We start from the raw sequence: 12931 nt of genomic DNA, 5'->3' as shown, positions 1-12931 counted from the left end.
AGATTCCTTAGTTCATCGACCAGCCGTGGCTGACAATCACCGATTGACCAGTCAAAGCCGCCGATTCGAAACCAGCAAGAAATGCAACCGTGTTCGCGACGTCTTCCACCGTTGTGAATTCACCGTCAACTGTTTCCTTTAGCATCACGTTCTTCACGACATCTTCCTCGCTGATGCCGAGTGCCTTGGCCTGCTCGGGAATCTGCTTGTCGACGAGCGGTGTGCGCACAAAACCGGGACAGACGACGTTCGCACGTACACCGCGCGTGCCACCTTCCTTCGCCACGACGCGTGCGAGGCCAAGCAGACCGTGCTTGGCGGTCACGTAGGCTGACTTCAGCTTCGAGGCTTCGTGTGAGTGCACCGAGCCCATATAGACAATCGAGCCGCCGCGCTTCCCCGCGTACATATGCTTGATAGCGGCCTTCGTCGTGAGGAATGCGCCGTCCAGATGAATTGCAAGCATCTTCTTCCAGTCGGAGAACGCGTATTCTTCGATCGGCGCGACGATCTGGATGCCTGCGTTCGACACGAGTACATCGATACCGCCGAACTCTCTTGCAGCATGGTCGATGCCGGCGTTGACGGCCTCTTCGTTCGTCACGTCCATCGCGACAGCCAGTGCCTTGCCACCTGCTTCAACGATGCTCGCCGCAACTTTCTGCGCGTTCTCGAGATTCAGGTCGGCGATCACAACGGCCGCACCGAGACTCGCCATCTGGCGGGCGCATTGTTCACCGATTCCGCTTGCTGCACCCGTGACGACAGCGACCTTTTTTTGAAGCGACATATTGATTTCCTGAAAAGAAGACTTAAGAATTGAGCGCGAGTTCCAGCGCGTCATCGTGCGATTTCGCTGTGGCAGCGGGTGCGAGATAGTCGAACGCAACTTCGCCAATGTCGAGCGTGAGGTTGGCAATCACATGACGCGCGCTGACCACGCGACGCACCGGCAGATCGGCGATCGGAGCAAGCGCGTGAGGATGCAGTTCAAGCGCGGCCGGCCCGCTCCACGCCCCGAGCACCGTCACGTCGCGCAGATAGAAACGCACGAGTTCGCAGATGCGCGCGGTGCCATCGACGTGGGGAATAACCTTGAGCAGATAGTTCGGGGTATCGGCAAGCTTGCCGCGCTCGGTCTCTATATCGAGAGCGCTGTACTTGTAGCCCATCGTGCCCGTTGCGATGCGTTGCGTGCCGTAATTGAGCGTGCCGAGCAGCGTATCGTTGCCGTCTACGGAAAGCGTCGGGCTTGCAAGTTTTTTCGGAAAACCCCAGATTTCACGGCCGCCCGCGATCGGGCCTTCATCGTCGAGGTACATCGAATGCGTATAGTTAGCGAGGCGCCCTTCCATGTCGCGCACGGAAATCACCTGACCGCTTTCCGTGTAGTCGCCGAAACCGGACGAATCAGGCATTCGAATGAATTCGTAGTGAACCAGTGCGTTTTCCGGCTTCAACGGTTGCGGCACCACGGCGCGCAGTGCGTCGATGTCCGTCTCATACGAGATGATGAAGTACTCTCGATTCATAAACCGGAACGGAGGGCGGGGGTAAGCGGGATTGTGAACCGGCATCGCAAAAGCGGATTCCCGGATTGATTTGATATCCATACCTTCCTTCTAATCATTCGGCGTTGTTGGAGCACGGCGAATGGTAGTCCAGAATGTTCTATCCGGTAACCTTCATTCCGCCAATAAATTATTTGCCATCGCGCAACAGTGGATCATTTTCATCCACGTGGACGCAACTGGCGATGCTATTCACCACACACATGATACGTAATCCTACATATAACCAGCAAAACCGAGATAACCAACTCTACGCACTAACATAGATCACGCAAACTTGACGCTTTTCGCACAGAGAGCAGTTATCACGCGCGCAACATCATGCTGCTGTCAATTCGCTCGGCGAGGGCAACTGGGGCATCAATGTTTCAAGTGGGTGATCATGCAGAAAATTGGCCCACGATCGGGTCTTCGCGTCAGAGTGCTGACGCGACGGATAAAGTGCGTAGACGTTGGTCGAATGCGAAATGTAGTCAGGCATGACCCGGACAATGTCGCCGCTCATGAGCGAGTCCATCAACGTATAAATTGGCAGGATAGCGAGGCCCATGCCCTCACGCACTGCGGCCGCCATCCCGCCGACATGGTTGACCTGCAGAGAAGCCGGTGGCAGTGCAACGGTTTCGACGCCGCGTGGGCCATCCAGGGTCCATTGGCCTTGAGGAGACTCCACCGCCCTCATGCGTAGACAGATGTGATTCGTCAGATCGGCAGGCGTTCCAGGAACTCCGTACTTTGCCAGGTAAGCGGGCGACGCGCAGACTACGCTGAACGCGCGGCCGAGCAGTTGCGATCCCAATCCCGACTCGGGCACCCGGTCACTGAGTATGATCGAAACATCGTACCCCTCGCCCATCATGTCGGGGATACGCGGCGCGAGCGTGAGATCGACCATCACTTCCGGGTAGCGATGTTGATAATCGCGGATGATAGGCAAGATGTAGCTCACCCCAATGCTCGTCATTGCGTGAACTCGCAGCTTGCCCTTGGGAGGTGCACAGGCATCACGCGCCTCGGCTTCCGCATCCTCGACGCAGGCGAGGACCTGCTGACAGCGCTGCAAATATCGTTCGCCCGCATCGGTGAGCGCGACACGCCGGGTTGTCCTGTCCAGAAGGCGCGTGCGCAATTGCGTTTCCAGTTTTGCCACCGCGCGTGAGGTGCGCGCGGTCGAAAGTTGCGCGTTTCGGGCCGCGGCGGTGAAACTGCCCGCCTCTACGACATCCAAAAACACGCGCATATTTTGAAGCCTGTCCATAAATTCTCACGCTTTTCTTCATGCCTCGATGGCGCAACTAAGCCGATCGACATTGAGGACCAACCGGGAAAGAAACTTGAGCAAGCATCGCTGCTCGTCGCCTGGAAGAACGGCTAGAACGGCATGCTCCGCATCGCGCAGGACCAGTGGCACCCGATGTGCAAGCGCGGCACCTTCTGGAGTCAGCGCCAATTGCAATACGCGCCGGTCGGTGCCGTCACGCCGGCTTTCAACGAGTCGCTGCTTCTCCAGTTCATGTACCAGCCGCGATACCCGGCTCGTACCGCATCCGAGCAACTGCGCAAGCTCCTGACACGAAACCTCAGGACTACGCATGAGGTGGAGAAGCGCGCTTCCCTGTGAAAACGTAATGCCTAGAACTGACAGCATTTTCTGGTTCACCAGTCGCTTCACCAATGCCTGGACACGGAATAGAAGCCTGAAGTCGCTAGTCAGATCTTCGCTCGCGTCCACGGCCAGATTTGGGTTGTTCAATGCCGTTGACACTATCGCACCTTCACAACAACGGGCGACTCCGCTCGATAGCCGCCACCAAGCGCCTTCGACATCGCGATGTCCTGACTCAAGCGCTGCCCGTCCAGCTCCAGCATGGAGACGCGTTCGACCAGCACAGCCTGGCGGGCATCCATCGCTGTAAGCCGGCTTGCGACGCCCCGCTCGAAGTGCGCCTGCGCGCTCGCCTGCGCGAACGAGACCGCATCGATCTTCTGCGCCTGCAGCTTCGCTTCGTCGTCGAGATCCTGCAGCCTGCTGCCTGTCATCGCAACATCACGCACGGCGTTCAGGACGGCCTGGTTGTATTGCGTGATCAACATGTTGCTCGCGCTCCGAACATTTCCCAAATTCGCATTGAGCCGGCCACCGTCGAAGATTGGCAGATACAGACCGGGGATCACATTGATCTGCTGGCTGGCATGCGTGAATAGATCGGCAAGATGCAGCGCGTTGACACCGAAGAACGCCTTGATGTCGAAGCTCGGGTAAAAGGCAGCTTTCGCGGCATCGATCCGACTGAACGACGATTGCACATACCAGCGCATCGCCTGCAGATCCGGGCGCCGTGCGAGCAGCTCGTATGAAAGCGTCGGCGGCAGTGCAGCCTGGGGCTGCGGCAGCGGTACAGCTTTGATTTCAGCAAGGTCATCAGGGCCTGCGCCGAGCAGCGCACGCAGCGATTCGCGTAGCTGCTTGACCCGGCCGCGCGCCGCAACGATCTGGCGCTCCGTCGCCAATAGCTGTGCACGCGCAAGCTCGGTCTGGGTCATCGGCTCGAGGCCGCGTGCCGCCCGAGCCGCGTGCGCATCCACCGCAAACGCGGCCACCTCGTGCAATTGTTCAAGAACGTCAATCAGCTGATAGGTCGTCTGGATGCCGTAATAAAGCGTGGCAACATCGGTGGATAGTTCAAGCTCTATCGCCGACAACTCGGCATGCCGCGCATTCTGCACGCCGATGGCGGCCTCGACCTGCGCTCGCTGCTTGCCCCAGATGTCGATGTCGAGACTGGCACCCAGCCCCACGATGCCCTCGGTGTACCATGGTCCTGTTGCACCGATCGCGGGCTCGTTGCCCGAATACGCGCCGAGAAAGCCATTGGACGACACGCGCTCGCGGTCCACGGAACCGAGCGCTGTCACCTGAAGGTTGGTTCCGGCGCGAACGAGGTCGATGCCCGACTTTGCCTGTGCAACTCGTGTCCGCGCGATCACGACCGTCGGCGATGTAGCAAGCACGCGAGCGATGAGCGAATCGAGTTGCGGATCGCCGTATGCGCTCCACCATTGCTGCGCCGGCCACCCACTGCCCTTGAACTGAATGTCGTCGGGGATCCGGATTTGCTCGGGCACAATCTCGGCCAATGGTTTCTCATCGTGCCGGATCAACGCGCATGCCGACAGTGAGCACACCAATGCGGCGGTCACACCGCGGCGCAGCCAGCGGCACAAAAGCGGAACTGAAAAGGCGGTCATGCTTGCGATGCTCGCGTGATGAAAGTGGTGTCGGCCGAGGCAACGCTCCAGCCCGGTAAGGTTGAGACCTGCTCGATCAGATGTTTGGCGCGCACAATTAATCGCTCATAGGCAACTTGGGCTGTTTCCGTCCGGGACGCTGCTTGATCGACGCGCCAACTTGTCGCTGGCGAATCCGGAGGAACGGGAGTCGGCGCGCGCACGGCCTCCGGGCGCTCGGTCAAGTCGAGCGCGTAACACTCCAGCGATGCACCGGCCCTCTCTCCGAATATTGCGGCCGCACGGTCAGCGCCTGGCGCCTTAACAGGCTGCGCCCGTCGTTCCGCGTCGAAGGCGTGGGCCGCCAACAGGATCTCGCGTGTCTGCGCAAGCATCGTCTGTACGTGGATTTGAAACTCTTCCTGCTGTCCTTCGCTCAATTGCCAGCCGGGTTCCAGCGCAACGCGGGCGGCCATGGCCTCACAATCTCCAAGTTCGGCCCATAGCGCCGCCGGCGCCGCCTTGTCGCCCTGCTGCCGAAGCTGCGCCGCAAGCCGGCGCAGCAGCCGGGCGATGCGTTGGCGGAGCGCCTCGCCCTCCGCCTCGGGCCACAGCGTTGCGTGCACAACGGCCGAGATGGCAACGCCAAGCACGATACCGATCATCCGGTCCCGGATCTCGGTAAGGTTGGACGTCGGACCGAACTGCTCCAACAGCGCAAGCGAAAACGTGAACATGAGCTGCGTGCCCGCATAGCTGATCCGTTCCGAACCCGCTGTCAACCAGGCACCAAGGGCGAGCACGGGCAGCGACATGAGCAACAGCCCGACGATTCCGTCGATGCGCGGCACGACACATACCACCATGATGAGCGCGATGATGCTGCCGATCGCAGCGCCGACAAGGCGCAGAATGGACCTACGGCCTGTCGCGCCGAGGCTTGGTTGCGCAACGATCAGAGACGTCAGCATGATCGTATGAATGCCCTGCCAGTCTGTCGCCAGGTAGAATAAATACCCGAGCATCGCCGCCAATAGCGTCTTCAAGGCAAATTGCCCGTATACCGGGTTCGAGAATGCGTCGGGCACGAACAGGCGTTCCTTTTCGCCTTCCGATTCGTTGGAGTCCGGCGTGGCCGAGCGGTCGGCGAAAGCCCGGAGCGCGTTTTGCATCTCCCGCAGCGCACCCGGCATGCCTTCGTCAGCGGCGTTCGTTAGCGCGTCTGGCAGGGTTAAGTGCGTGCCCGTCTGGATGGCCTTGGCGAGGCGTTTGCACGCTTCGCGCAGCGCCCGCACCACGCCAGCCTGGACGCCCACGGCATCGTCAGGCAGATGGGCCGCGGCCGCGAACAACCGCGATACGGCTGTGACGCGCGCGAGATGGAAGGTCTGGCATCGCCGGAAATCGCGATCGCGCATCGTCGAGAAACGCAGCAGCTTCTGCAATGTCAGCATGCCGGCCTGAACGTCGCCCGCATCGATGCCACCCGGGCTCGGTGCGCCGGACTCCAGCGCGGTCAGGCGCGCGTCAACCGCCGCTAACTGCCCCAGCATTGCGCTCTCGAGTTGCCTTGCTGGCTCCGCAGGTAGGCACAACGTGTTGATCACCAGCGTGACCGCGATCGCGTAACTCTCCGCGACCCAGATCCACAGCGAAATGCGAACGAGTGCTTCCGGCTGGTCAGTCATGTCGACGAACGACTGCAAATAGATGACGAAGATGCCGACCAGGAAGAATACGGCGCCGACTTTTGTGACGCGCGTCATGTAAACGCAGAGAAAGAAGAGCGCCACCGACATCAGGATTCTCAGCAGCGGATAATCGTAGGTCAGCTTGAACACCAGAATCGCGCTGCCGATCCCGAGCGTCGCTCCAAGCATGAACAGCACGCCGATGAGACGCGTCATTACGACGTTCGACTGCGTCACGAAGAAAACCACGACCAGCGACAGCGCCAGAAACGGCACCTGAAATGCCATCGAGACAATAATCACGATCGCGCTTGCTAGCAGGCAGCGGAGCATGAGGTTTGCCCGCCCGGGGTAAGAACGGACCTCGTCGCCTAGAAGGCCGGCAAATCGCAGCAAACCACTCGGGAGATAGCCGGTCGCGTCCATGAGTGCTTTCATCGCGCCTGTGCTGCTGCGTTGCCGCGCTCGAGTGTTGCGATGGCCGACGTGCCAATGCGGAACGATCCGGGATCCGGATTATTCACCGCGATCTTGACGGGGAAGCGTTGCGACACATGGACCCAATTGATGCTGCGTTGGACCCGCGGAAGTCCCTCAAGCACCACGCCGCCGTCATCCGGCAACACGCCGTAGCCAACCGAATCGACGACGCCGGTGAAGTGCTTTCCGCTGTCGCTCATCAGGTACACGGTAGCCGGCGTACCCGTCCGGACGTTCTTCAACTCCGTTTCCCGGAAGTTGGCGACGACGTACCAATGCCGGGTATCGATGAACGTAAACACGGGCTTCAACGCTGAAGCAAACTGGCCCACCGTCGTGCGAAGCGAGACGACACGACCGTCGAACGGCGCCCGCACCTCAGTAAATTCAAGATTCAATTCGGAAATCTTGATCTGAGCCTCTGCTTCGGCGCGCTGGGCAACGAGCGCATCCACACCGCTGACGGCAGCAGCCGCCTGTTGCGCCTGCAGCGTCGACGCGTTGAGTTCTGCCTGTGCGGAGCGCTGCGCGGTACGTGCACGATCGACTTCCTCAGCCGAAACGTAGCCTTGCCCGAGCAACGGCTCGGTCCGGCGCAGCGTGTCGGTGGCCTGATTGGCCGCTGCGCGAGCCCGTTCGACCGCAGCCTTCACCGAATCGGCGTTGTACTGCTGCGCGTTCACCGAGCGCTGAGTCAATACAATCTGCTTGTTGAGCGTGTCGAGACGGGCTTGCGCCTGATCCAACGCGGCCCGGTAAGGGCGCGGATCGATCCGCAGGAGGAGATCGCCCTGCCTGACCGCCTGATTGTCCCGGACCGGCAACTCAACGATGCGGCCGCTGACTTCGGGCACTACGTTGATGGTATCGGCGTACACGTAAGCGTCATCGGTGCTGGGCGCGTGATCGAGTCGCCACAGGACGACGCAAAGCAGGATGACAGCGAGCAGGAGGATCGCCGCAGCCGGCAGTCTTTTTGTGCGCCGTGACGCGCGAGCGGTGTCATTCATATACGATACGCGTCATTAGCGGGAAAAAAATATTAGCCACGCGGCCATGGCAAACACAGCGGTGAGCGCTGGATAGCTGATCGCATGCGGCGCGAGCGCCTGGCACGAGCCGCGCCGGTTCAGCATCAAATGGACGACGACTGTTGCAGCAACGCCCCCGACCACGCAAAACAGCCAGTCGGGAAACGCGGCGCCGAACAGCGGGATCGACGGCGCCAACGCGCAGCCATCGAGCAGGAAGCCTCCGGCCGACAGTGACCCCCAACTCAAAACGTTCGATAAATTCATCTAACCAACTCTTGCATCGACAGAGATGCCGCTTTAGATTGAAGCCACGCAATGAGCCGAATACCGCAGAGATTGGTCCGGCGCTGCATAGGTCTGAAGATAGGTTCGGAAAGTGTCCGAACAGCACACGGTGTCTGGAGTTCGATTGAATCGGCCTCCGGATTGGACCGATGTAGCGAATCCCTTGATGCTAGGCATGTTCCGGATGGTCGTAAATTGGTGATCCGCACAAGTCAACCTGGTGGATTCAACGAGGACCCGGTCGAGGTCCTCCCCTCGGTGAATTCTTCGCCGATTCCTGTACGATCCTGGGAATCGCCCCGCTGCGCCTTCCTCCTGATACTTCCCGCCCCATGGTTGAACCCGCCGTGTCATTCACTGTTCCTGAAATCAGCAGCCAACTGCACGACAAAATCGCCGCGCTCGCGAAGGATCCATCGATCCTGGTCGAACGCATCTACTCGTCCTTGATGAAGATTGAGGGGTACGAGACGTTGCCGCCAGCTGTGCGCGACGACATTTTTCAGTCCATCACCAAGGCGGCAGATCTGTGGTTCGGCATGCTGCTGGCGGGCTCGCCGCCCGCCGGCGCTGTCATGGCAGATGTCGAAGAATCGGCGCGCCGACGTGTACATCAACGTGTGCCCTTGCAATCCATGCTGCGCGCGTTTCAGTTGGGATCGAGGGAAATCTGGCGCGTCACGACCGAACTTGCGCGGGCCAACCAGGTTCTCACAGACGAATTGTTTTTCAGCATTCCGCAGTACTTGTTCGACTATTTCGACGGGATGGCGCAGATCGTCACGAAAGCGTATGCCGTCGAGGAGTACCACCAGACCCGGTGGCGAGATTCGGTTCTTCACCAGCTCTATACGGTGGTATTCCATACGCCGGACGACAAGGACAGCTTTCTCGAAGCGGTCGGGGCGCTGGGGCTCGACGCGACGCTGCCACGCGTCGCGCTTGCCATCGATGCAGCGCTGGACAAGCTCCCACCGGACATACGCACGAGCGAGTGCAACCGGCTCGCGCTGACGGTTTCGCGCCATTTCAGTGTCGAGCCCGAGATGCTCGTCCACGTATGGCATCGCGGACGCATCGTCGCGTGGGTGCCTTGTGGCCGCAGTGGCACCATCAGCCAGTGCGACCGGGCCGCTCTCGATTGTGCTGAGCATGTCGCGGCGTCGGAACACGGCGTCCGCGCCATTGGAGTCGGGTTGATGAATCAAGGCGCGCCCGGCTGGGCTGCGTCCGCAGCCGAGGCGATCCGGGCGATGGAACTGGCGCCGCAGAACCGTGCGAACCGCAAGGTTCACCGGTACTCGTCAATCGCATTGGAAGAAAGTGTGCGGGCCAAGTCAAACGTACTGCGCTATCTGGAGTCACTGGTCACACCTTTGGACAACGAGCCGGATCTGCTGGCAACGCTAACAACATTTCTCTCTGAAGGCCGGCGCCGTCGTTCTACCGCCGAGGCACTGGGCATCCATCCCAACACACTCGTTTACCGGCTTGAACGCATCGAGAGTCTGCTCGGCGCGTCGCTCGACAGCGCCGAATGGATTGCAAAGCTGGATATCGCGTTAAAACTGCGCCGGTGAATCCGGAAAGTTCGCCTCCAAATTTGAGTGGGAATGACGAAGCCGACGCGCGCCGTCGCGATGGATTGGCTAGAACCGGTATCCAAGCCCGACGAAACCAATCCATGGATTGCCCGTAATACGCGCTGTGTTGGTTAGGACGGACTGTCCGTTGGCAGCGACCGCGGTTACAGTTGCGTTCGTCTTGAGCGGCAAATAAGTCACCGAGGCGGTCCCGTACCAGTTCTTGCTTATGTTGTAAGAGACGCCCGCATTGAATGCAGGATTCCATGAAGGGCTAAGCGAGGCCTTGACCTGGCCGCCAGGTCCGGCGAATTGCTGCAACGCGCCGCTGAAAGTCGAATTGAGCTCGATATGCGAGTACCACGTGTAGTTGACGCCGACACCCAAGAACGGGCGAAGCTTCGACTGCGCCGCGCCGAAATAGTACTTAAAGAACAGAACCGGCGGCCACGCTCTCGCGCTCTCAATCGGTTTCAGGTTGTCAAGGCTGAGCGTTGGCCCTCCCGGCCCGAGTGGCGCCGCTGTCCCCTGAGTGTATAGCTTTAGCTTCGGTGGCACGCCGCCAGCTAGCTCAACGGCGATGTTGTCGGTGATGAAATAGCCCAACACAAGCTCGCCGGTGAACGTGTTGTGGACCTGCCCGCCCGTTCCTGTTGACGTGAACGTGCCTGCCGCCGAAGAACTCTGCAAAGCCGTCGTGGACGAACCGCCAAAGTCGAGCCACGCGCCACCCACGCTCGCCACGATGCTGCCCGCGCTTTGTGCCATTGTGTTGCCACTTGTCGCCCCTGCTATCAATACCAGACATGCTAATCGCCTCACTCTTGTCTCCATATTTTAATTAGTATAGCCAATTAAATGATCTAGAAAGCATCTTGTTATTTTTCCTCCCCTCTTCACTCCTGGGTCAGCCGAGCGCGGCAGACGCGCCCGAACGGATTGTTTCGAGGAGAGCACTCGTCGTCGGCAGGATCCTGTCTGCATAGAAATGCGCAGTAGCGATCTTTGCCAGATCGAAATCCCGATCGTCACCAGCAGCATTGCTTATCGACGCGGCAAGCGCGGCGCCGGCCATTTGCCATCCACCGCACACATAACCTATGAGTATCGGATAATCGACCGGGTTGATCAGTGCTTTGTCGAGGCTCGCCAATTCCGTCATCACGAATTGCATGTCGCGCAACGGTGCGATATAGGTGTTCATCACGTTCTCCCGGTTCAACCCTGTTGGAGTTTGTCCAGTTCTCGGGACAACTCCGGCAATACCTTGAACAGGTCACCAACGATCCCGTAGTCGGCGACCTGGAAAATGGGCGCGTCCTCGTCCTTGTTAATCGCAACGATCACCTTCGAGTCCTTCATACCGGCCAGATGCTGGATCGCGCCCGAGATGCCCACCGCAATGTAAAGCTGCGGGGCAATCACTTTGCCAGTCTGGCCCACCTGGTAGTCGTTCGGCACGAATCCGGCATCCACAGCGGCCCGAGACGCACCGACCGCCGCGCCAAGCTTGTCAGCAATGTCATCGAGAAGCGCGAAGTTTTCGCTGGAACCCATGCCGCGGCCGCCGGAGATCACCCGTTGCGCCGATGTCAGCTCGGGGCGCTCGGAGCGGGTGAGTTGCTGGCTGACGAAGCGTGAGCCGGGCACCTCGGTGGCGGGCTCCAACGCTTCGATCGCAGCCGCGCCTCCTTGCGAGGCGGCCGCCGCAAAGGCCGTCGTCCGAACCGTGACGACCTTGATGCGATCGGTGCTCCGCACCGTCGCCAGCACGTTGCCGGCGTAGATGGGATGCACGAACGTATCCGCCGATTCAACGGCAACGATCTCGGAGATCTGCGCGACGTCCAGCAGCGCTGCCACTCGCGGCATGACATTCTTCGCGGTCGTAGTGGCCGGCGCGAACACGTGGCTGTAATCCGCCACGATCTTCACAATAAGCGCCGTCAGATTCTCGGCCAACGCGTGGCCGTAGTAGGCAGCGTCGGCCAGCCACACGCGAGTGACGCCGTCAACGCTGGCCGCCTGTTCGGCTACCCTTGCGCATTGCGATCCGGCCACGAGAACATGAATTTCGTCGCCAAGGCGATTGGCGGCGGCGACGGCGTTGAGCGTCGCGGTCTTGAGCACCTGATTGTCGTGCTCAGCAATGACGAGTACAGGCATTACTTTCCCCTTGGTTATCAGATGGCGTGCGCAACGTTCTTCAGCTTGTCGACAAGTTCGGCGGCATCGGCCACGCGAATGCCGGCGTCGCGTTTTGCCGGCTCCGCGAGCTTCATCGTCTTAAGCCGTGGCGTGACATCGACACCGAGGGCATCCGGTGTCACAACATCGAGCGGTTTCTTCTTCGCCTTCATGATGTTGGGCAGCGTGGCATAGCGTGGCGTATTCAGTCGGAGATCGGCGGTAATGACAGCCGGCAAATCCACTTCAATGGTTTCAAGGCCGCCGTCGATCTCGCGCGTCACCGTGACCATTCCTGCATCCACGGTGACCTTCGACGCAAACGTCGCCTGCGGCCAACTGAGCAGTGCCGCGAGCATCTGGCCAACCTGGTTCGAGTCGTCGTCGATAGCCTGCTTGCCGAGTATCACCAGTTGAGGCCGCTCCTTGTCTACTAGCGCCTTGAGCAGCTTCGCAACCGCCAACGGTTGCAATTCCGCCTCGGTATCGACGAGGATGCCGCGGTCCGCACCGGTCGCCATCGCGGTACGCAGCGTTTCCTGGCAAGCCTGAACGCCGGCCGAAACGACGACCACCTCGCTTGCCACGCCGGCTTCTTTCAGGCGCACGGCCTCTTCCACGCTGATCTCGTCGAAGGGGTTCATCGACAGCTTCACATTGGCGATATCGACGGCGCTGCCGTCGGCCTTCACGCGGACCCTCACGTTCGCGTCGACGACGCGTTTAACGGGAACAAGTACTTTCATTGGCTACTCCGTATTCACAAAAAACGCAGCACTCTGCCCGGGACCCGAGTTGGTCATCTCGAATGTCGTGTTGTGGTCACTGGACAAACATCATTGGACAGATACAGACGGCGCACGAACCGCAAT

At 60.0% G+C, this 12931-nt stretch carries 13 protein-coding genes; 1 reads left to right on the top strand and 12 read right to left on the bottom strand.

Annotated features, from left to right (window positions below):
* Positions 1-7: 7 nt before the first annotated feature.
* The 8 genes from B0G80_RS42280 to B0G80_RS42245 all read right to left on the bottom strand — a co-directional run bounded on the left by B0G80_RS42280 (position 8) and on the right by B0G80_RS42245 (position 8268).
* Complete coding sequence (locus B0G80_RS42280) at positions 8-790, bottom strand: 3-hydroxybutyrate dehydrogenase (protein WP_116123431.1); 783 nt, start codon at positions 788-790, stop codon at positions 8-10.
* 22 nt (positions 791-812) lie between these two features.
* Positions 813-1613 carry an acetoacetate decarboxylase gene (locus B0G80_RS42275; protein ID WP_116123430.1) on the bottom strand — a complete coding sequence of 267 codons (801 nt, stop codon included), beginning with the start codon at positions 1611-1613 and terminating at the stop codon, positions 813-815.
* A gap of 277 nt (positions 1614-1890) precedes the next feature.
* Positions 1891-2829, bottom strand: coding sequence for a LysR family transcriptional regulator (locus B0G80_RS42270; protein ID WP_116123429.1), 939 nt, complete (start codon positions 2827-2829; stop codon positions 1891-1893).
* 18 nt (positions 2830-2847) lie between these two features.
* Entirely contained in the window at positions 2848-3336 is a 489-nt protein-coding gene (locus B0G80_RS42265; protein ID WP_116123428.1) for a MarR family winged helix-turn-helix transcriptional regulator, read from the bottom strand.
* A complete protein-coding gene (locus B0G80_RS42260; protein WP_116123427.1) occupies positions 3336-4820 on the bottom strand; it encodes an MdtP family multidrug efflux transporter outer membrane subunit in 1485 nt (494 codons plus the stop codon). The genes B0G80_RS42265 and B0G80_RS42260 overlap by 1 nt, the downstream gene beginning before the upstream one ends.
* Complete coding sequence (locus B0G80_RS42255) at positions 4817-6928, bottom strand: FUSC family protein (protein ID WP_258879193.1); 2112 nt, start codon at positions 6926-6928, stop codon at positions 4817-4819. The genes B0G80_RS42260 and B0G80_RS42255 overlap by 4 nt, the downstream gene beginning before the upstream one ends.
* On the bottom strand, positions 6925-7980 hold the full coding sequence (mdtN, locus tag B0G80_RS42250; protein ID WP_116123426.1) for a multidrug transporter subunit MdtN: 1056 nt from the start codon (positions 7978-7980) through the stop codon (positions 6925-6927). The genes B0G80_RS42255 and mdtN overlap by 4 nt, the downstream gene beginning before the upstream one ends.
* A 15-nt stretch (positions 7981-7995) precedes the next feature.
* Entirely contained in the window at positions 7996-8268 is a 273-nt protein-coding gene (locus tag B0G80_RS42245; protein ID WP_116123425.1) for a YtcA family lipoprotein, read from the bottom strand.
* A 353-nt stretch (positions 8269-8621) separates the two neighbouring features.
* Between B0G80_RS42245 and B0G80_RS42240 the strand changes: the two genes are divergently transcribed.
* Complete coding sequence (locus B0G80_RS42240) at positions 8622-9869, top strand: CdaR family transcriptional regulator (protein WP_116123424.1); 1248 nt, start codon at positions 8622-8624, stop codon at positions 9867-9869.
* Positions 9870-9938: 69 nt separating this feature from the next.
* On the opposite strand, the gene B0G80_RS42235 is transcribed toward B0G80_RS42240, so the two are convergent.
* The 4 genes from B0G80_RS42235 to B0G80_RS42220 all read right to left on the bottom strand — a co-directional run bounded on the left by B0G80_RS42235 (position 9939) and on the right by B0G80_RS42220 (position 12805).
* Positions 9939-10640 (bottom strand): OmpW family protein, encoded by a 702-nt coding sequence (locus B0G80_RS42235; protein ID WP_258879192.1) that lies wholly within the window; start codon positions 10638-10640, stop codon positions 9939-9941.
* A gap of 139 nt (positions 10641-10779) precedes the next feature.
* Positions 10780-11076 (bottom strand): acyl-CoA dehydrogenase C-terminal domain-containing protein, encoded by a 297-nt coding sequence (locus B0G80_RS42230; protein ID WP_116123422.1) that lies wholly within the window; start codon positions 11074-11076, stop codon positions 10780-10782.
* A 14-nt stretch (positions 11077-11090) separates the two neighbouring features.
* Entirely contained in the window at positions 11091-12038 is a 948-nt protein-coding gene (locus B0G80_RS42225; RefSeq protein WP_116123421.1) for an electron transfer flavoprotein subunit alpha/FixB family protein, read from the bottom strand.
* A 17-nt stretch (positions 12039-12055) separates the two neighbouring features.
* The gene (locus B0G80_RS42220) at positions 12056-12805 is read right to left on the bottom strand and encodes an electron transfer flavoprotein subunit beta/FixA family protein (RefSeq protein WP_116123420.1); all 750 of its coding nucleotides are present in this window, start codon (positions 12803-12805) and stop codon (positions 12056-12058) included.
* Between the last annotated feature and the right edge of the window lie 126 nt (positions 12806-12931).

Origin of the sequence: Paraburkholderia sp. BL6669N2 (genome assembly GCF_003387275.1) — a bacterium.
GTDB lineage: Bacteria > Pseudomonadota > Gammaproteobacteria > Burkholderiales > Burkholderiaceae > Paraburkholderia.
The sequence above is the reverse complement of the archived record's forward strand: the minus strand, read 5'-3'. Positions and strand labels throughout refer to the sequence as shown.